The 18,935-nt window shown below is 60.9% G+C and carries 14 protein-coding genes; 8 read left to right on the top strand and 6 right to left on the bottom strand.

Features of this window, described 5'->3' with window-relative positions:
• Nucleotides 1-40: 40 nt before the first annotated feature.
• Nucleotides 41-472 (bottom strand): hypothetical protein, encoded by a 432-nt coding sequence (locus EI291_RS08350; protein ID WP_125419349.1) that lies wholly within the window; start codon nt 470-472, stop codon nt 41-43.
• A 94-nt stretch (nt 473-566) separates the two neighbouring features.
• Between EI291_RS08350 and EI291_RS08355 the strand changes: the two genes are divergently transcribed.
• Nucleotides 567-2,624: a M13 family metallopeptidase gene (locus EI291_RS08355; protein ID WP_125419350.1), complete on the top strand. Its 2,058-nt coding sequence runs from the start codon at nt 567-569 to the stop codon at nt 2,622-2,624.
• A 67-nt stretch (nt 2,625-2,691) separates the two neighbouring features.
• Here the strand turns inward: EI291_RS08355 and EI291_RS08360 are convergent, their stop codons facing one another.
• A complete protein-coding gene (locus tag EI291_RS08360) occupies nt 2,692-3,162 on the bottom strand; it encodes a nuclear transport factor 2 family protein (RefSeq protein WP_125419351.1) in 471 nt (156 codons plus the stop codon).
• Between the two features lie 121 nt (nt 3,163-3,283).
• On the opposite strand from EI291_RS08360, the gene EI291_RS08365 reads away from it, so the two are divergent.
• Together EI291_RS08365 and EI291_RS08370 are read left to right on the top strand one after the other, a co-directional pair.
• On the top strand, nt 3,284-4,675 hold the full coding sequence (locus EI291_RS08365; RefSeq protein WP_125419352.1) for a carbohydrate porin: 1,392 nt from the start codon (nt 3,284-3,286) through the stop codon (nt 4,673-4,675).
• 136 nt (nt 4,676-4,811) lie between these two features.
• Complete coding sequence (locus tag EI291_RS08370; protein WP_125419353.1) at nt 4,812-5,519, top strand: head GIN domain-containing protein; 708 nt, start codon at nt 4,812-4,814, stop codon at nt 5,517-5,519.
• Nucleotides 5,520-5,603: 84 nt separating this feature from the next.
• Here EI291_RS08370 and EI291_RS08375 read toward each other — a convergent pair whose 3' ends face one another.
• Both EI291_RS08375 and EI291_RS08380 read right to left on the bottom strand, forming a co-directional pair.
• Complete coding sequence (locus EI291_RS08375) at nt 5,604-8,492, bottom strand: PA14 domain-containing protein (protein WP_125419354.1); 2,889 nt, start codon at nt 8,490-8,492, stop codon at nt 5,604-5,606.
• A 270-nt stretch (nt 8,493-8,762) separates the two neighbouring features.
• Nucleotides 8,763-9,326 (bottom strand): hypothetical protein, encoded by a 564-nt coding sequence (locus EI291_RS08380; RefSeq protein WP_125419355.1) that lies wholly within the window; start codon nt 9,324-9,326, stop codon nt 8,763-8,765.
• Nucleotides 9,327-9,485: 159 nt separating this feature from the next.
• Between EI291_RS08380 and EI291_RS08385 the strand changes: the two genes are divergently transcribed.
• Nucleotides 9,486-10,433 carry a 3-oxoacyl-ACP synthase III family protein gene (locus EI291_RS08385; RefSeq protein WP_125419356.1) on the top strand — a complete coding sequence of 316 codons (948 nt, stop codon included), beginning with the start codon at nt 9,486-9,488 and terminating at the stop codon, nt 10,431-10,433.
• 58 nt (nt 10,434-10,491) lie between these two features.
• Here EI291_RS08385 and EI291_RS08390 read toward each other — a convergent pair whose 3' ends face one another.
• Nucleotides 10,492-12,552 carry a matrixin family metalloprotease gene (locus EI291_RS08390; RefSeq protein ID WP_170172566.1) on the bottom strand — a complete coding sequence of 687 codons (2,061 nt, stop codon included), beginning with the start codon at nt 12,550-12,552 and terminating at the stop codon, nt 10,492-10,494.
• Between the two features lie 199 nt (nt 12,553-12,751).
• Between EI291_RS08390 and EI291_RS08395 the strand changes: the two genes are divergently transcribed.
• Nucleotides 12,752-13,432 (top strand): hypothetical protein, encoded by a 681-nt coding sequence (locus tag EI291_RS08395; protein WP_125419358.1) that lies wholly within the window; start codon nt 12,752-12,754, stop codon nt 13,430-13,432.
• 60 nt (nt 13,433-13,492) lie between these two features.
• Here the strand turns inward: EI291_RS08395 and EI291_RS08400 are convergent, their stop codons facing one another.
• Complete coding sequence (locus tag EI291_RS08400; protein WP_125419359.1) at nt 13,493-14,407, bottom strand: DUF72 domain-containing protein; 915 nt, start codon at nt 14,405-14,407, stop codon at nt 13,493-13,495.
• Between the two features lie 381 nt (nt 14,408-14,788).
• Between EI291_RS08400 and EI291_RS22825 the strand changes: the two genes are divergently transcribed.
• From EI291_RS22825 to EI291_RS08415, 3 genes are all read left to right on the top strand, one after another.
• Nucleotides 14,789-15,607, top strand: coding sequence for a septal ring lytic transglycosylase RlpA family protein (locus EI291_RS22825; protein WP_170172567.1), 819 nt, complete (start codon nt 14,789-14,791; stop codon nt 15,605-15,607).
• A gap of 198 nt (nt 15,608-15,805) precedes the next feature.
• Nucleotides 15,806-16,363 carry a hypothetical protein gene (locus EI291_RS08410; RefSeq protein WP_125419360.1) on the top strand — a complete coding sequence of 186 codons (558 nt, stop codon included), beginning with the start codon at nt 15,806-15,808 and terminating at the stop codon, nt 16,361-16,363.
• A 67-nt stretch (nt 16,364-16,430) separates the two neighbouring features.
• Nucleotides 16,431-18,902, top strand: coding sequence for a penicillin acylase family protein (locus EI291_RS08415; RefSeq protein WP_125419361.1), 2,472 nt, complete (start codon nt 16,431-16,433; stop codon nt 18,900-18,902).
• Nucleotides 18,903-18,935 lie beyond the last annotated feature (33 nt).

Genomic DNA, 18,935 nt, shown 5'->3' on the forward strand with positions numbered 1-18,935 from the left:
TAAAGGATGATGAAATGTAGCGCAAAGCAAAGGCTTCGCGCTACAGCATGCGCCACAGCAGCCAGCCCAGCAGCCCGGCGCGGGCCGTCCAGGCCAGGGTGCGGGGCCAGTTGGTGCGCACCAACCCGTCGATGGCCACATAGTCATAGCCGTGGCCGAGGCGGTTGTGGAAGGGCACGGTGATGAAAAATGTACTGGCCCACACCAGCAACACCAGCCCCAGCTGCCACCAGCGGGCTGCGCCCAGCTCAGGAGCCTGCCAGGCCAGCCACGCCGCGAGACCCAGCTCCAGCACCATCGGGGCCATTACCACCCAGCTGATGCGGGTGGAGTGCTGCCGGTGAAACGCCGGAAATTTCTCGGGAGCCACCTGCGCGAAACCGGGGTAATGCACCAGTTGTACCGTCCAGATGAGGCCGGTGAGGTAGGCAGCCAGGGCGAAGTTAAGCAGGAGCAATTGGGCCAGAGTCATAGATGCGCAACGGCCGCCAGGATGGCCGCGTCCTTGGCGCTACGTGAAACAACCCATTCGCGCTACATTCGCCTTCCCTTACTCGCAATTTTCCATGACCCTCTCCCCCACTCTGCGGCCCTGGCTGCTGGCGGCCCCACTGCTGGGCCTCGTGTTCACGGCCTGCCAGCCCGGCGGCAAATCCACGGCCACCGGCCCCGACCTCATCCAGGCCAACCTGGATACCACCGTGCGTCCCGGCGACGATTTTTATACCTACGCCAACGGGGCCTGGTTTAAGGAACATCCCATTCCGGCCTCCGAAAGCAACTGGGGCATTGGCAAGGAAGTGCAGAACGAGGTGTACGCCCGCCTGCGCAAGCTCAATGAGGACGCCGCCAAGGCCAATGCCGCTGCCGGCTCGGTGCAGCAGAAAATCGGCGACTTCTGGGCCACGGGCATGGACAGCGCCACCATCAACAAGCAGGGCGTAGCGCCGCTGAAAGCTGAGCTGGACCGTATTCAGGCCATGGCATCGGTGACCGATGTGCAGGCCGCCATTGCCCGTTTGCAGCCCCTGGGCGTGAATGCGCTGATTGGCTACTATGTGGGTCAGGATGCCAAAAACAGCGACAAGATGGCTTTGCAGCTGTGGCAGTCAGGTTTGGGCCTGCCCAACCGGGACTACTACTTCAACAAGGACGCCCGCACCAAGAACATCCGGCAGGAATACGATAAACACCTGGTGAAGATGTTCGGGCTGCTGGGCCAGGATGCGGCCACGGCCCAGGCCAGCGCCCGGCGCGTGGTGCAGCTGGAAACTAAGCTGGCGGCCTCATCGCGCAAGCTCGAAGCCCTGCGCGACCCATACGCCAACTACAACAAGATGGCCGTTTCGGGTCTGGATAAGCTCACGCCCGGCCTCAGCTGGAAGCCCTGGCTGGCGCAGATGCAGCTTGCCAAGGTGGATACGGTAATTGTGGGCCAGCCCGAGTTTTACCGGGAAGCCGGCCGCCTGCTCACCACTGCGCCCCTGGATGACTGGAAAGCCTACCTGCAGTGGCAGTTGGTGCACGCCTACGCCGGCACGCTCAGCCAGGACTTCGACAACGAGAACTTCCGCTTCTACGGCACCGTGCTGCAGGGCGCCAAGGAGCAGCGCCCCCGCTGGAAACGGGTGCTCGATGCCGAGGAAAATGCCATGGGCGAGGCCCTGGGTCAGCTATTCGTGAAGGAATACTTCACCCCCGAAACCAAGAAGCGCTACGAAGACCTCACCGAAAACGTGGTGGCGTCCTTCCGTGAGCATATCCAGAAGCTGGACTGGATGAGCGACTCCACCAAGCAAAAGGCGCTGGTGAAGCTCACCAAAATTACCCGCAAAGTAGGCTACCCCGACAAGTGGAAGGATTACTCCTCGTTGAAAGTGGACCGCAGCTCCTACGCCGCCAACGTGATGCGCGCCAACGAGTGGGCCTACCGCTACAACCTCAACAAGCTGGGCAAGCCCGTTGACCGGACCGAGTGGGGCATGACGCCCCAGACCTACAACGCCTACTACAACCCCTCGAACAACGAAATTGTGCTGCCGGCCGCCATTTTCGCCATTCCCGGCCTCATTGATGCCAACGCCGACGATGCCATCATTTATGGCTACGCCGGGGCCAGCACTATCGGCCACGAGCTCACCCACGGCTTCGACGACGAGGGCAGCCAGTTTGATGAGAAGGGCAACCTGCGCAACTGGTGGAGCAAGAAGGACCGGGCTGCCTTCCAGCAGCGCGTAAACGGCATTGTGCGCCAGTTCAACGGCTACACGGTGCTCGATTCGCTGCACATCAACGGCAAGGCCACGGCCGGCGAAAACATTGCCGACCTGGGCGGCATCGTCATTGCGCTGGATGCTTTCAAGAAAACTGACCAGTACAAGAAGGGCGAAAAAATCGGCGGCCTCACGCCCACGCAGCGCTACTTCCTGGGCTATGCCCTGGGCTGGCAGATTCACCAGCGCGACGAGCAGTTGGCCCAGCGCATCATGACGGACGTCCACTCGCCGGCCCAGTTCCGCATCAACGGCCCCTTCGCCGATGTACCCGAGTTTTACGAGGCCTTCAACGTGAAGCCCGGCCAGAAACTCTACCTGCCCGATTCGGCCCGGGTGAAAATCTGGTAGGTGTTGCCTGTTGACTGAAGACAAAAACGGCTTCCTGCACTGTGCAGGAAGCCGTTTTTGTGTAGTTCTATTGCTTGGGGCGGGCCATGAACTGCTCCAGTCCTTCGCGGGTAGTTTTGCGCACTTTGGCCTGCAGGAAACCCGACCAGCCCAGCAGCCAGCCCATGGGCCCCAGTGCCTGCCGCGACCAGCGCCAGAAGCTGAACTCATCGTGGTGGGTGCGGATGAGGCCATCCTGAAACGTGAAGCGGGCCTGCACGTGGTTATGCACTTTGCGGCGGGTTTTGCTGAAGGTGTAGCGGGCATCCCAGGTGGCGCGGCCGGTTTGCTCATCGGCCCATACGTCGTTGTACGCCAGGCGCAGGTCGCCGCCCCGCTCGCAGAGCATCCGCCACATCTGCCCGATTTCGGCTCCTTTCAGGTGAAAGGCGGCATCCTCGAAGGTGGCTTCGGGATGGTAGCACGCGGCCATGGCGGCATGGTCGCGGCGCTGGAAGGCTTGGTAGAAACGGTTAAGCAGGGCTTGGTGCGGATGCATAGGAGAAAAGCCCCGAAAAGATGAGGCCGCTAAAGCTACCCAAAAAGCACTAGCTGAACGGGTATTTCCTTCATAGGAAGCACACGCAACCTGTTGTGCTTTGCCTGAAAAAACGCTCCTCATGCTGCCTTTTTCCTATCGAAAAGGAGTGCTGCTGGCAGTTCTGGGCACTTCGGTGCTGACTGTGCAAGCCCAAACCGTGCCCCGCCGCTCGGCTACTCCGGCCCCGGTTGCCCCCGCCCCGCCGCCCGCCCTCCAGCACCCCGCCCCCGACTCCAGCCGGCAGCCTAACTGGAGCCTGCATTTTCAGCAGACGCTGGTGACGCAGTGGCATCCGTCGTTCCGGGCTCCGTACGCGGCCGATTATAGTCTGGCGCAGCGTGAAAAGGCCAAAACCTCGCTCACCAGCACGTTTTTTCTGGGCCGGCGGCTGTGGCGCGGTGGTAGCTTTTTCTTCAACCCGGAGCTGGCGGGCGGTAGCGGGCTGAGTCAGGCCCGGGGCATTGCCGGCTTTCCCAACGGCGAAACCTTCCGCATCGGCGACCCGGCCCCGCACCTGTACGTGGCGCGGGCATTTCTGCGGCAGGTGTGGGCTTTGGGCACTGAAACGCAGGTGGTGGAAGATGCGCCCAACCAGCTGGCCGGCTCCGGCCCGGCCCGGTTTCTGGCCCTGAATGTGGGCAAACTCAGCCTCACCGATTTTTTTGACCAGAACAGCTACAGCCACGACCCGCGCAGCCAGTTTCTGAACTGGGGCCTGATGAGCAACGGCGGCTGGGACTACCCGGCCAACACCCGCGGCTACACGGTGGCGGCCGTGCTGGAATACGTGACGCCGTTGGGAGCCGTGCGGGCGTCGTCGGCACTGGTGCCCACGTACGCCAACGGCCCCACCATCGATTTTCACTACGGCAAGGCGCACTCCGAAACGCTGGAGCTCACGCGCACTTACCACCTGGGCCGGCAGGCGGGCACGGTACGGGCCCTGGGCTTCCGCACGGTAGCGGGCATGGGTGACTACCGCACGGCCACCCTGCGGCCCGACCTCGACCTGACGGCCACCCGCCAGCCGGGCCGTACCAAAACGGGCTTCGGCCTGAACCTGGAGCAAACCCTGACCCCGGAAGTCGGCTTATTTGCCCGGCTGAGCTACAACGACGGCCGCCGCGAAACCTGGGCCTTTACTGAAATTGACCGTTCCGCGAGTCTGGGAGCCGTGAGTACCGGCACGCGCTGGCACCGCCCGAACGACCGGCTGGGCCTGGCCGTGGTAGCCAACGGCCTCTCCCAGCCCCACCGCAGCTTTCTGGCGGCCGGGGGCCACGGCTTCATGATTGGCGACGGGCAACTCAACTATGCCCCGGAAATGGCCGCCGAAGCTTATTACAGCGTCAATCTGCCCCGGCAGCACGCCACGCTCAGCCCCGACTATCAGCTCATTCTCAACCCCGCCTACAACCACGACCGGGGCCCGGTGCAGGTGCTGGGTGGGCGGCTGCACGTGGCTTTTTAGCCCATTAATTCACAGACAATTAACCTCCACACATAAGCAAACAGACCCGGCTTGCTTCTTTTTAGGGCTCCGGGCAACGGTTGCGCTTCCGGGGTCATCTATACTCGCAGATGTCTCACCTTACTCCTTGTAGTGTATGAAAACGCTCCGCTTCCTGTTACCGGCGCTGGTTATGGCGCTGGTTGTACTATCGGCCTTCCGGGTTGCCGGAACCCGCGAAACCCGTTCGGTAGGCACTTTTACTTCTGTGGGCCTGGGGGGCTCGATGAAAGTGGTGCTGCGCCAGGGCAGCCCGCAAAAAGTGGAGGTGGAAGGAGAAGCCGAAGACCTGGCCCACCTGGAAACCGTGGTGAGCAACGGCAAGCTGCGCATCAATACCAAGAAGCAAAGCGGCATGAGCTGGTACAACTTCAAAGCGCCCGTAACGGTGTACGTAACCGTGCCCACTATCAACGCCTTATCGGTTAGTGGTTCGGGCAGTATCAAAGCCGCCGACGGAATCAAGGCCGATAAGCTGGACCTGGGTGTGAGTGGTTCCGGCACTATTCAGTTGACCAGCGTTACTGCCACCAAAATCAGCTCGTCGTTATCAGGCTCCGGCACTATTCAGGCGGCGGGTGTGGCACCCGAGCAGGAAATCAGCGTGAGCGGCTCCGGCGGTGTTCAGGCCTCGAAGCTCCAGAGCAAAACCTGCAGCATCAGCATCAGTGGCTCCGGCGACTGCCGCGTACAGGCTACCCAGCTGCTGGAAGCCAGCATCGTCGGCTCCGGCGACGTGTACGTGACGGGCAACCCGCAGGTAAAAAGCTCAGTGGTGGGCAGTGGCCGGGTGCACCGCGAATAGCGTGGTCAATCCGTCGTTTTTCACCAACAAAAAGCCCCGACACGCACTGTGTCGGGGCTTTTGCGTTTGCAGCATGTCGGGAGCCTATTCCAGCAACAGCCGCTGGGTAAGGAGGCCGTGCGGAGTACGGATTCTGACGATATACACGCCCACCGGCACCGCCGTCAGATTCAGCGGCAGCTGTTGTGATGCTACTGCCAGCAGCTGCTGCCGATACACTACCTGGCCGCGCATATCCAGGATTTCCAGGATAGCCGCTTCGGGAGCTTCCTGCTCCACGCTGGCTATCAGCACCCCTTTGCTTGGGTTCGGCGACAAAACGACCCGGGCGGCGGCACCTTGTTTCGCTACCTGCACGGCCACCACCGAAGAGAAATACTCTGTTCCGTCGGCATCAACCTGCCGTAAGCGGTAATAGCTCAGGCCGGACAGTGGCGTATGGTCGAGGTAGGAATAGCGCTGATGCTGCTGGGTAGTGCCGGCCGCCGCTACTTTACCGGCCGCTTCAAATACCTTCCCATTGGCGGAGCGCTCCACTACGTAATAGGCACTGTTAAGCTCCTGAGCCGTTTCCCAGGACACGGCTACCACCGTATTTTGGGTGGTAGCACCGAATCGGGTCAGCGTTACCGGCAGCGGGGCATTGGAGCTGGAGGAGCACAGCCCCGTGGCGGGCAGCAGCTGGCGGGCCACGCCGGCATCGGTACTGGCGTATTCCAGCTTCAGCTCATTGAGGCTTATATTTTCACCGTACAGCACCAGCACATCGTGCAGGCCGGCCGCAAGCGTTACCGTGCCGGTAACGGTAGTGGGCGGGTGCTGGCCACCGTTCTGAATCAGGGCGGAGGCCAGGGTGGGCGTAGTGGCCAGGGCCGCGTTATCCAGCCACAGAAACGCGCCGTCATCGGCCGTCAGGTAGAAAGTGTAGGTGCCCGTAACGGGTATGTTGATGCGCCCTTTAAACCGGGCACTGAAACCGTCGGGGTCCTGGGCGGTACCGCCGGCCACACCGGTCAGGTCGCCCCAACTGGCGGCGCTTCCGAAATTCAGCACCTGCACGTTGCGGCTCTGTGCCGGCGCGGTAGTGTTGAAAAAGGCCGGATCATCATTGAAATACCCCGGGAAATACTCGGCAAAAAGGCCCGAAGAAGCCGGCCGGCCGCCCCCATCCAGCCCCGAGCAGCCGGAAGGCGCGGGCGGAATTACCTGTACGGTGAGCGAGCGGGCAAATACCGCCACACCTCCCGCGTTCCGGACCGAAATATCCAATGTATAGGAGTCCTCGGGTACGGTGGCGGCAATGGCTACCTGGCCGGTAGTGGCATTGATGGTGATGCCGGCCGGCAGGGTAGCGGCATTATCCAGGGCATACGCCGTTACCGGCGAGGCACTGCTGACGGCGGGTGCGCCGGAGGTTGTGGACGAGCCCACCAGCACCCGCATCACTTTGGGCGAGTAGCTGAGCGACGCCGTCAGCGGTATGGCCGGCTGCAGGGAAGTGCAGAACAGATTACCCGGCACCACCTGGCGGGCAATACCCAGGCCGGCGCTTTCATACTCCAGTACCAGGCTATTGCCCAGTCCATTATCACCGTACAGCAGCAGCAGGTTGTGCAGGCCGGCCGTCAGGGTGAGGGTTACCGTTTTGGTGGTGGTGGGGTGAAAACCGCCGTTGTCAATAGCCGCATCAGCCCGGACGGCCGGCGAGGCTAGGGCCGGATTATCCAGCCACAGCAACGCACCATCATCGGCGGTGAGGTAGAACGTATAGGTGCCGGCCATGGCGATATAGAGGCTGCCCCGCAGACGCAGGCTGAACTCATCGGGGTCCTGCAGCGTGCCGTTAGCCACCGCCAGCAGGTTCCCGAAACTGTCGTTGTTCGGAAAATTGATTTGCTCATCGGTGCGGACTAAGCCGGGGGTGGTATTGATAAAGAAAGCCGCATCATCGGCAAAGTAGCCGCTGTAATACTCCGCGTATAATCCCGCCGACGTGGGTTGCCCAGCGGGGTCGGTGCCACCACAGCCGCCGGGCAGCGGAGCCGTTACCAGGAACTGAAACGCGTTGCTGAAGGTGCTGGTGCCGTTGGCATTGCTCACCGAAACCGCCACGTTGTACGTACCCTGTGGCACCGACGGCCCGGCCGTGAGCACGCCGGTGGCCCCATCAATGCTGATACCGGCCGGCAGACTGCCGCTGTTGCCCAGCGCAAACCCGGTTACGGGGGAGCCGCCATCCTGTACCGTTGGCACACCCGAGCTGCCGCTGGCCCCGGTCGGCAGCGCCCGGGAGGCCGGGCTGTAGCTGATGCCCTGCGGCGCGGGTGGCAGCGGTACTACCGAAGTGCACAGCGCCGCGTTGGGCACTACCTGGCGCGTAATGCCCGGCCCCTCGTACTCCCACACCAGTATATTGTCGCAGCAGTCCTCGCCGTACAGAATAAGTACGTTGTGGCGGCCGGCCGCCAGCGTCACGGTAACGGAACGCGTCACCACGGAGTGGCGCCCTCCGTTGTTAATCAGGGCATTGTTGAGGTCAGGTGGTAGCGCCAGGGCTGTGTTGTCCAGCCACAAGTAGGCCGCATCATCGGCGGTGAGGTAGAACGTGTAGCTGCCGGCCGTGGCAATGTTCAGGCTGCCGCGCAGGCGGGCACTGAACCGGTCAGGGTCCTGGGCAGAGCCGCCCGCCACCTGTAGCAGGTTACCGAAGCTGCTGCTGGTAGCAAAGTTCACTTCTGCTTCCGTCCGGGTGAGGCCGGCCGGGTTGCTGTTATCGGAGAAAAACGCCGGATTGTCATCAAAGTACCCGCTGAAATACTCCGCGTACAGGCCGTTGGCCGCGGCTGCTCCGCCGGGGTCGGTGCCACTGCATGCTCCCGACTGGGCCTGTGCCGCCCACAAAGGCATAATCCAAAGTACGGCCAGCTTCCATCCAAGCCGAAGCCACTTCGAGAGAGAAGAGAAGTTTTTCATCTTCGGATGATTTTATATAATAAAGACAGTGCAATGCGTACTAATAAATGTAAGCTAAGTTTTTATAATTGCAAATTATTTATTTTTTATTGTATTAATTAAACAAGCAGGTTTTCACTATTCCGATGTACTTGCAGGAAATACCCGCCAAATCAGGGTATCAGCTGCCGTAGCTTTTCCACTCTTTTTTATATGTTCCTGATTTCTGTACATACATAAAAAAGCCCCGACACTATGCGTGCCGGGGCTTTTCGGTGACATGACTAACGGTTAGAAATCGAACAAGCCTTTGCGCGCTCTGCTCTTGGGTTTAGCTTTCTTCTTTTTCCCGTCGCCAAACAGGCCGTCGAACACGCTGGATTTATCCTTGATCAGCACATAGCGAATGGAAAAAGCCGTGGGAAAGCGCGCCCAGTCATCAGAGTTGATTTCGACGGTGGGCTTGAAATCCAGGCTCAGTACAATTGGCACAAAGGCCACCTTGTACTCCAATCCCGCCAGCGCATCGAAGCCGCCAAAGCCGCCGGTGTCTTTATTCTTACCCAGGTGGCCGCCGGCCCCAAAGTAGTAGTTCAGGCTGGGCCCCAGAATACCAAAATGGCGCTCAGCCAGCACCGTGGCGCTTAGCTCCCGGGAGCCTACCAGGCCAAGTCCTTCCAAGGTAGTTTTCTCGAATATCTTCTGCTGCACGGTCAGGCCGTAGTTGTTTTTGCCCAGGCGCAGGCCGGCAGCGGTGTGGTATTTCTGGGCCTGTGCGGCCGGGGCCACCACGGCACCGGTGCCGGCCAGGGCGGCCAGTAACCCGGCTCTCCGCAGCGAAAAAGGAAACATCATAATCTTGTAAGTAAGCCGCTGAACCTGGCTTGGTGGTCCGCGTTGAACGAACAGCGCGTGCGCAAAGTACGGGCCAGAGCCGGAATAGCCGGCAACTCGTTTGGAACGCCGTACCTTGCCGGCCTGTTTAGCATTGCCTTACTCCTTCCAGTCACTCCCGTGTACATTCACCAAGTGGCGGCCTATCTGCCGACCAACATTGTCACCAACGAACATTTCACTCGTCTTAACGGCCTCTCGCACGAGTGGATAACGGAGCGCACCGGCATTCGGGCGCGCCGGAAGGCAAGCCCCGGTGAAAACACCAACACTATGGCCCTGGAGGCTACCCGCCGGGCCTTTACCCAAACCACGGCGTTTCGGCCCGAAGAGGTAGACCTGATTGTGGGTGGCACTTATACCCCGCACGATACTATTTACACGCTTGCTCATGCCGTACAGCGGGAGCTGAACGTGTCGGATATTCCGGTAGTGAGCATTTCCTCCGCCTGCTCTTCACTCCTGAATGCAGTGGAGATTGTGGAAGGCTACTTTGCGCTGGGTAAGTCGAAACGGGCGCTGGTGGTAGTAAGTGAGCACAACACCGCCTATAACAACGACCAGGATACCGTAGCCGGCCACTTATGGGGCGACGGTGCCGCCGTGCTGCTACTCTCCACTGAACGCCTCGCCCCGCAGGATCTGCACGTGCAATCCATCCGGACGGGTGGGGCCGGCAACGTGGGCAAGGCCGACCAGGCCGTTACGCTGAAGCCAGTAGAGCGGGGGATTGTGATGCCCTTCGGAAAGGATGTGTTCATGCACGCCTGCACCTACATGACGCGCGTTACCCAGCAGATTCTGGAACACAACAACCTGGGCATAGATGATGTAACCTATCTGATTCCGCACCAGGCCAACCTGCGCATTACCAAGAACGTGCTGCAGCAGCTGGGTCTCCCGGAGGAGAAGGGCATTTCCAACATTGAAGAGCTGGGCAACACGGGCTGCGCCGGCGCGGCCATTGCCCTGGCGGATATCTGGCCCAAGCTGCAGCCCGGCAACCATATTGTGGTAACCGTATTCGGTGGTGGCTACTCGTACGGCGCTATGCTGCTGGAACGCTAAACCAAAGCACTATTCCCCATAACGCCCTACGGCCCGCCGGTTGGCGGGCCGTAGGGCGTTAATAGTCTGCTACCACAAAGGGCGTGCTTCCCTCACGGCCGTTGGTGTCCGTCCAGCGGATGAGGTAGTAACCGGCTCTCAAGGAAGGCGGCGTTACGCGCAGCACGTTCAGGCCGGGCAGATAATCGGAGCGGGTGCCGCCCAGGTAGCGGCCCACCGCATCGTAGAAGCGTATCACCAGCGCCCCCGCCGTAGTACCGCCCACGTACTGCACGCTGAGAGGCACGTTACGGCCAACCGGATTCGGGAACAGCTGCAAGGCCGTGGCGGCCGTGGCGTCGTCGGTTACGCCCATTGGCAGGGTAGCATCGGCAGAGCCATCGGGGCGGCGCAGACGGAGGCGGTAGTAGCTCAAACCTCCCAGCGGCTGGGCATCGGTGATGGTGTACTGATTGGTAGTGGCCCCCGCCCCTACTGTGGCTACCGTTTGCCAGCCCGCCGTAGTATCGGCCGGAGCCCGCTCCACTACAAAGCCACTCAGGTAACATTCGTCGCGGGTGGTCCAGCGCACGGTTACGCCGGAGCCGGCCGCAAAGCCGGCGCTCTGAGCCGTGAGCGGGGCCGGTAGCATGGGTGCAGGCCCACACACGGCCGGCCGGAAGCTGCGGGTGCGCAGTATGTACCGGCCACCGGCAATGTCGCTGCCGGCAGCCAGGGTGCGGCTCCGCTGACCACGGGCAATGGCGTAGTGCATAATGGCCGTGGGCAGAATCAGGTGGGACAGCTGCTGCGCGTGGCCCAGCTCATGCACCGCCACCGACTCAAAATCGACCTGCGCCACGGAAGGTCCGGAGGGCCCGAACTGCCAGTTGGTCGCATCATCAAACTGCGTATCCACTTCCTGCACGTAAAAAACCACGGTACCATCAGGCCGGTAGCAGCCGCGGTAGTAGCTGGTAGTGCGACCCAGCACCCCGGTTGGCAATTGGCCACTCCCATCAAAGCCCACAGAATTCTCCCCGTCCTCGGCCACACCGGTTTTGGTGCGGGTGGCCCCTACCGTCCAGTTCACACCAGTCTGGCAGCGCCAGGTAGCCAGGGCCCGCTGCCAAGAGGAGGAGGCGGCGGTGTTAGCCGCAAAATCAGGGTCGAAGCGGAACGTCATTCCCCCTGCTCCATCAAAGTTCCGGTGCGCGGGTACCGTACGCTGACCAGTATTGGTATCCAGCACATTGGTAGCAGCAAACACCACCGTTACGATGCCGGGGCTGGTGGCCTGCAGCTGTCCGTCGGTGGTTACGCGCACGGTACCCGTACCGGCCGGGTTGCGCGTGGCGCTCAGCGACGGTACGCGCACTTGAATGCGCGTATCCGACCAGCTTACGTAGTCGTCGTTATTCACTTTGGTATAAGATGCTCCACCGTCATCGGCATTGCGAAACTCCACGCTGCCGGTGCCCCGCGAAGCACCAAAGCCCGAGCCCGAAACCGTCAGGACGGTATTCGTCCCGGCTGTGAGGCTGACCGGAGCCAGCGTAGTGACGATGGGGGCCTGGCCTCGGGCGGCCACCGGCTGCCGCAGCCGCTGCAGCGCGGCCTCCAGGGCCCGGTTAGGCTGCACCACCCGTGGCGCGGCCGCCGTTGCCTGCTGGTACAGGGCGGCATCCAGGCGCGGATACTGCCGGAAGGGCTCTGAGGCGGTTCCATCCGCCAGCGAGTAGCGGATAAAGCCCTGTTGGCTGCCATACACCTGCCAACTACCGCCGGTAGTCCCATCTGCCGTAGCAGGTTCCAGAAAGAAAATTCCCTGCTCGCCGGAGGCCAGCCTTAGCGTGTTGGTAAGCTCCTGCCGCTCCAGGCCTAGGGTGCCGCCTTCCGTCACAATAGTCAGCGTTTCAGCGGCCGGGCCTTTAAACTGCTTGAAAACCCGCAGTCGGTGACGGGTAAAAATCAGACTGTTGCCACCTCGAAAGCTGGTGGCATCCACTACTTCCGCCTCCACTATGCGGGCGGCACGAGCCATCCGGACAGCAGGATCAAGGGGAATCAGCAGGCAGTGGGTTTCAAGGGCGGCGGGAGCCTGCGCGTGCGCCGGTTGCACCGCCAGCCAGCAACCCATCAGAATAAGTAAGCAGGGGGGAAATTTCAGATACATACAGGTACGGCTACACCAACAGCAAGGCAGGTAAGGTACTCTATTTACCTGTTTCTGGTTGGCTGAGGCGGGTGCTTTTTCGCAGTTTCTGCCGGCCTTATGCAACCGCAGGAAACAGTGCTGCATCTTCCCTATTGAATGCTTACTTCTATTTATATAACGTATGCGTATCGCATCCCTGGCCGCAACAGCGGCTCTCCCAACAGCCCTGGCTCTGCTGATTACAGCCTCAGCCGTTGCCCAAACCACCGAACCCGCCACTTCCCAACCAGCCCCGGCCACTACAGAAGGCTCCGGTACACTTATCAAGCTGGGCACGGGCCTCACCCGGGGATTCGCAATAGGTGGGTACAATGGTCTTTCGTTGCCCGTAGTACTAAGTGCTGAACACCACCTTACTCCTACATTATCTGTTTACGGCAACACCTTCGCCAGCCTGGAAATGGGCCGGCGCTATCAATTTTTCGACAGCCGCCATCAATCCCGACTTGGCGACTATGGCTTTGACCTAGGCGTAAAATACTACTACAACCAGGAGAAGCGGCGGCAGCAAGGCCGGACTACCGGACCATTTCAGGGCAACTATCTGGCCCTGCACAGTAACTCTACCTTCAACCCCGACAGCTACCGCCTTTCCTATCAGTATTCTACCCTGACGGTAGTATGGGGCATGCAGCGGCGCATTGGCAAATACGGTTGGTTTGATGCCTACATAGGTGGCGGTATCGGGCGGGAGCCGGGCTACACGTACAATGGGTACTACGGCCCCACCAAGTATGCGGCCCGGTTTGGTTTCGCCCCAGAGTTAGGCATCAAATTCAGCTTGGGAAAAGTGGCGAGGTAGTGAAAGATGAACTTGTGAAGTGGTGACTGATAGAACTTTCACCACTTCACATGTTCACCTTTAAAACAGACTCCCCTGCACGGCCTGCGGAATTACGCGCGGCGGCTGTACCTGCATCCCCGTCAGCTCGTGCAGGCGGCGCAGGAAATGCTCGGCCCAGATGGGAGAATGCAGAATGTCTTTCTGGTGGATGAACACATAGGCCGTGTGCAGGCCGGCTTCCAGCCACCCGGCAACACGGGCAGCCCAGTCGTCGGCTCTTCGGAAGTCGGAATCCACCAAAGCGTGACCGTTGAGACGCAGAAACGCCACGGGTGCGGTCAGACGCTGATGCAGCACGTCGCGGCGGCCAGCCACATCACTCAACACCAATGGCTTGCTCAGCGCCTCCAGCATAGCCGACACCGCATCCAGCAGGCCTCTATCCGAAAACCAGGCTGGGTGGCGCAGCTCCACGGCCAAGGGCACATAGTCCGGAAAATCGAGCAGGTACCGCTCCAGCCGGGGCAGGTGCTCGGGCCCAAACGTGGGCGGTAGCTGCAGAAACGCGTGCCCCAGCGTGGGCCCCAGTCCCTCAATGGACCGGCAGAAGCTCTGGGTCAGGTCGTCGGCGTTGTACAGGGCCCGGTCGTGGCTGATAACCTGGGGCAGTTTGGGGCAGAAACGGAACGTATCGGGCACGGCCGTGCGCCACTTGCGCACCGTGGGCGCATCCGGAATGCGGTAGTGCGTGGTATTCAGCTCAATACTGTTGAACTGCCGGGCGTAGTAGTGCAGGTAGTCAGTATCCCGAATGCCCTGCGGGAAGTAACTGCCCAGCCACGCCTTATTCGTCCAGATGGGGCAGCCCACGTACACAGCTGGCGGGGCCGGCTGCGTGGGCAGGGCCTGGGTCAGTACCCTAGCCGTTTCGGGGTGGTCGGGCGGGAGGCGAAAATCAACGTAGCGCAGGTCGGAAAGACGGCCAAAATCCATACCCGAAGATACGGCAAATGCCGGGGAGCGGCTGAGGTATACAAAGGGATAATCCGGAATTCTCTCGCGCACACGTCTTAGTATATTTCCGGGATTTTTGCAACATGCCTTGGGGGCATCACCGGCTTCCAATGCCAAAATTTTTTAAGCGGCGGATATTCTAATTTCCTGACGGGCTTAGCCAACGTCTAAAAAGAGTGCAAAATCTATCTTAACCAAACACAAAACCGCTTTTCACGGCTTTTCATCCAATTATTTAAATGCAATATTTCTTTGAAAAGATCAATTACAAAGAATAGTCGGTAGCTTATACGCAGTACGTCGGGGCAGCGGTTTGGAAGTGACTTCTAGATTTGTCCGACTCACCAACCAAGAGAATACATGAAGTTGACTCTACGACTGCATCTCTCGGGCTTGATGATGGGCCTGCTCCTCGTGTTGCTGACGGCCTTCTCGGCCTCAGCTCGCTTCCGGCGGGAAAGTGAAGATGAAAAAGCCCCGGCTGCCGCCACCAAAAAGGCCGCCACCATGCGGGGCCGCGCCTCCTGGTACGGCCGCGAACATCAGGGTCACCGCACCAGCAACGGGGAGCGGTTCGACCGTAACAAGTACACCTGCGCCCATAAAACCCTGCCCTTCGGCACCAAGCTGCGGGTTTCCAACCCTGAGACCGGCAAATCAGTAGTAGTGCGTGTAACCGACCGGGGCCCCTTCCGCCACCAGCGCATTCTGGATCTGTCGGAAATTGCCGCCCGCCCCTTGGGCATCGTTACCCACGGCGCTGTTTCGGTAGTTGCGCAGGTAGTGGATCCGGAAACGCCACTAGGCCCCACCGATGCTCCCGAGAACCTGGCGCTGCTGGCCGCTGACTCCACCATCACGGCCGATATTCACACCAACATTGTGGCTGGCGAAACCGAAGCCGCTGATGTAGCCCTCACGCCCGAGCCCGCCGCTACCTATGTTATCCAGGCCGGCACCTTCGGCGACCCGCGCAACGCCCGCGCCGTGATGGACAAAATCCAGAGCGTGGAGCCCAAGCTACTGGTAACCACCGTGGCTACCACCACCGCCGAGGGCCGTGCCCTGAACCGCGTGGTAGTAGGCCGCTTCGCCACCCAGGCCGAGGCCGATGAAGTCCGCCAGCGGCTGGCCCGCGTGGGCGTGGCTGGGCTAGTTCGGCAGGGCGAGAATTTGTAAAGATTAGGTTCAGCCGGTTTTTTCGGATTACGTCAGACCTTATAGGAGCATCTTCCGGTAGCGGAGGATGCTCCTGTTCTTTAGTGGGGGCCGGAATTTAGCATCATCAAGTATTCCGAATAACTTGAGCCGGTTTCCATTTATCCTATTTCAGCTTTTATCGTGTATAAACCTGTTTTACTGCTTGCAGCGGCCTGCTTGTTACCCCTGTACGCCGCAGTAGCCCAAAGCACTTCTACCAAAGGCACCCGCGTACTGGGAGTTTCCGCCGGCAATCTGTTCTTCCGGTCCGAAGCCAGTACTTCCGCTTTTGACGTGGCACTTGAGCCAGTTGCGGGGGTGTTTTTCGCCAACAACTGGGCCGTTGGGGTTGCGCTGCCGATAGAGTATCACGCCTTCCGCTACAAGCGAATGGACGAGCACCACAACGAACTGATAACGGGCGTGGCCCCCTGGCTGCGGTTTTATATTCCTTCCCAGAGCCGGCATCGGGTATTTGCGGAGGCGCAGATAGGCGCATTGTACAATGCCTACTGGGGTCGGCAGCTAGTATATGACCCGCTGGGAGTGCCGCGCATCGGTGATTTCAAAGGGCACGATTTCGGCGGGTTCGTGCGTATCGGAGCCGGTTATTCCTACTTCCTGACTCCGAGTGTGGCAATAGAAACCATGGCGGCTTATCAGCAGGGCGGTTTCACGTCGGGCTATGATGGCCTGACGTTGACCATCGGCCTGCGGGCCTACCTGGGCCAGTAGTCAAGCGGCGATACTACCAGAAACCGAAGCATTTGCTACCTTCCGCTCCCGCGAAACTGGTTGGCAAATGCTTCGATTTCTTCCGGGCACTCTGGTGCTCCTCGTTACGCTTACTCTTACCTGGGTTCTGAACACCAAGCAGGGCGACGTGCCGCCCGTGGCCCGGCTGCTGAGTCCATACCGCGGCTTCTGGCAGAATGGCGAAGCCCCCACCGACTTCCCGGAACAGCAGACCCTGCACCTGCCCGGCCTGCAGCAGCCGGTACGGGTGCGGTTTGATAACCGGCGGGTGCCCCACATCTTCGCCCAGAACGACCACGACCTGTACTACGCCCAGGGCTACCTCACGGCCCGGGACCGGCTCTGGCAGATGGAGTTTATGACCCGGGTGGCGGCCGGCCGCATTTCGGAAGTGGTGGGGCCCCGGGCACTGGAGTACGACCGGTTTCAGCGGCGCATGGGCCTGCCGTATGGGGCTGAAAACTCGCTACGGGCCATGCTGAAGAACGACACGACGCGGCTGGTGCTGGAGTCGTACTCGGCGGGGGTGAATGCCTACATCAGCAGCCTTTCGCCGCGGGAATATCCGTTTGAGTACAAGCTGCTCGATTACGCGCCCGAACCCTGGCAGCCGCTCAAGTGTGCCCTGCTGCTGAAGCTGATGGCCTGGGACCTGAGCGGCCGCTCCGACGATTTGCGCCTGAGCAACATCCTGAGCAAATACGGGCCGAAGGTGACGCAGGACTTATTCCCCGACTACCCGTTCCGTGAGGACCCCATTGTGCCCGTGGGCACGCCCCTCGATTTCAAGCCGCTGCCGGTGCCGGCCACGCCGCCCTCGTTCACGGCGGCCTTGTCGGATAAGGTGCCGCAGCGGGAGCCGGATGCCGAGCTGGGCTCCAACAACTTTGCCGTGGCGGGTAGCCGCTCGGCCTCGGGCCTGCCGCTGCTGGCCAACGACCCGCATTTGCAGCTGAACCTGCCCAGCATCTGGTACCAAGTGCAATTGCACGCGCCCGGCCAGAACGTGTACGGCGTGACCATTCCGGGTGCGCCGGCCGTGATTATCGGCTTCAATGAGCAGGTGGCCTGGGGCGTGACCAACGTGGGCGGCGACGTGCTGGACTGGTACCAGCTCAAGTTCCGGGACAACACGAAGCGCGAGTACTGGCACGACGGCCGCTGGAAACCGGTGCGCCGGGTGGTGGAACGCATTGTGGTGCGCGGCCTCCCCGACCGTCTCGACACGGTGCTGTACACCCACCACGGCCCCGTGGTGTATGACCACGACGAAAAGCCCTTCAACCCGCAGACGCCCACCCAGCACGCCATGCGCTGGACGGCTCACGAGGGGGCCGACGAGGTGCTGGCCTTCGTGAAGCTCAACCACGCCCGTAACTACCAGGATTACGACCGGGCCCTACGCACCTACGCCTCCCCGGCTCAGAACTTCATCTTCGCCAGCAACCAGAACGACATTGCCATCCGCCCCAACGGCCGCTACCCACTGAAATGGCCGGAGCAGGGGAAGTTTATTCTGGATGGCACCGATGCCCGCGCCGACTGGCAGGGCTGGATTCCGATGACGCAGACGCCGCGGGTGCAGAACCCGGCCCGGGGCTTCGTATCGTCGGCCAACCAGCACTCGGCCGGGCCCGATTACCCCTACTACATCGGCTGGGACTACGCGCCCTGGGACCGGGGCCACCGCATCAACCAGCAGCTGGCCAAGATGCGCCGCGCCACCGCCGACACGCTACGCGAGTTGCAGAATGACAACCTCGGCATTAACGCCCAAACCATGCTGCCGTGGATGCTGGATAATACGCTGGGTAACCGGCTGGCTATTATTAAAAATCCGGCCGCTTTGCTGAGTCCGGCTGAAAAAGATGCGCTGGCCGTTCTGGGTCGGTGGGACTACCACTATACCACCGATGCCGTGGCCGCTACCATTTTCGAACTGTGGTATCAGGAGCTGATGAAACGCCTTTGGGAGGATGATTTCGGCAAGGCGGCTACCGGACTGGAAATGCGCTACCCCTCGCGCGACCGGACCAACCGGCTACTATTGGAACAAGCCGCCACCAGCCCCTGGATTGACGACCGACGCACGCCGCTACGCGAAAACGGCAACAACCTGCTGACGACTTCCCTGCAGTTCGCCGTGGATTCGCTGACCCGCAAGTTTGGGCCACTGGGGCCGAAGTGGGGCTGGGCCAACCAGAAAAGCACCGACATCAACCACCTGGCCCAGCTGCCGGGCTTCGGACACCAGGATATTGTGTGCGCCGGCAGCCCCGGCACCGTGAATGCCACCGGTCCGCGCAACGGCCCCTCCTGGCGCATGGTGGTGGCCCTGGGGCCGCAGGTGAAAGCCTACGGCATCTTCCCCGGCGGGCAGAGCGGCAACCCGGCCTCTCGGTACTATGATGATATGCTGGAAAGCTGGCGCGTAGGCAAGCTGGACGAGCTGGTATTCCTGCGCGCTGCCGATGAAAACCATCCCCGTCTGCAGGCGGCTTGGCGGCTGGAAAAGTAGTCTTCGGCAGTACCCGTTTCGTGCGTAACTTGC

Origin of the sequence: Hymenobacter rigui (assembly GCF_003944715.1) — a bacterium.
GTDB lineage: Bacteria > Bacteroidota > Bacteroidia > Cytophagales > Hymenobacteraceae > Hymenobacter > Hymenobacter rigui.

Excerpts from the sequence above, each read along its gene's own strand:
- EI291_RS08400 (WP_125419359.1), bottom strand. The coding sequence starts at position 14,407 with ATGGATTTTGGCCGTCTTTCCGACCTGCGCTACGTTGATTTTCGCCTC.
- EI291_RS08370 (WP_125419353.1), top strand. The coding sequence starts at position 4,812 with ATGAAAACGCTCCGCTTCCTGTTACCGGCGCTGGTTATGGCGCTGGTT.
- EI291_RS08395 (WP_125419358.1), top strand. The coding sequence starts at position 12,752 with ATGCGTATCGCATCCCTGGCCGCAACAGCGGCTCTCCCAACAGCCCTG.
- EI291_RS08415 (WP_125419361.1), top strand. The coding sequence starts at position 16,431 with ATGCTTCGATTTCTTCCGGGCACTCTGGTGCTCCTCGTTACGCTTACT.
- EI291_RS08365 (WP_125419352.1), top strand. The coding sequence starts at position 3,284 with ATGCTGCCTTTTTCCTATCGAAAAGGAGTGCTGCTGGCAGTTCTGGGC.
- EI291_RS08390 (WP_170172566.1), bottom strand. The coding sequence starts at position 12,552 with ATGGGTTGCTGGCTGGCGGTGCAACCGGCGCACGCGCAGGCTCCCGCC.
- EI291_RS22825 (WP_170172567.1), top strand. The coding sequence starts at position 14,789 with ATGAAGTTGACTCTACGACTGCATCTCTCGGGCTTGATGATGGGCCTG.
- EI291_RS08380 (WP_125419355.1), bottom strand. The coding sequence starts at position 9,326 with ATGATGTTTCCTTTTTCGCTGCGGAGAGCCGGGTTACTGGCCGCCCTG.
- EI291_RS08355 (WP_125419350.1), top strand. The coding sequence starts at position 567 with ATGACCCTCTCCCCCACTCTGCGGCCCTGGCTGCTGGCGGCCCCACTG.
- EI291_RS08375 (WP_125419354.1), bottom strand. The coding sequence starts at position 8,492 with ATGAAAAACTTCTCTTCTCTCTCGAAGTGGCTTCGGCTTGGATGGAAG.
- EI291_RS08350 (WP_125419349.1), bottom strand. The coding sequence starts at position 472 with ATGACTCTGGCCCAATTGCTCCTGCTTAACTTCGCCCTGGCTGCCTAC.
- EI291_RS08360 (WP_125419351.1), bottom strand. The coding sequence starts at position 3,162 with ATGCATCCGCACCAAGCCCTGCTTAACCGTTTCTACCAAGCCTTCCAG.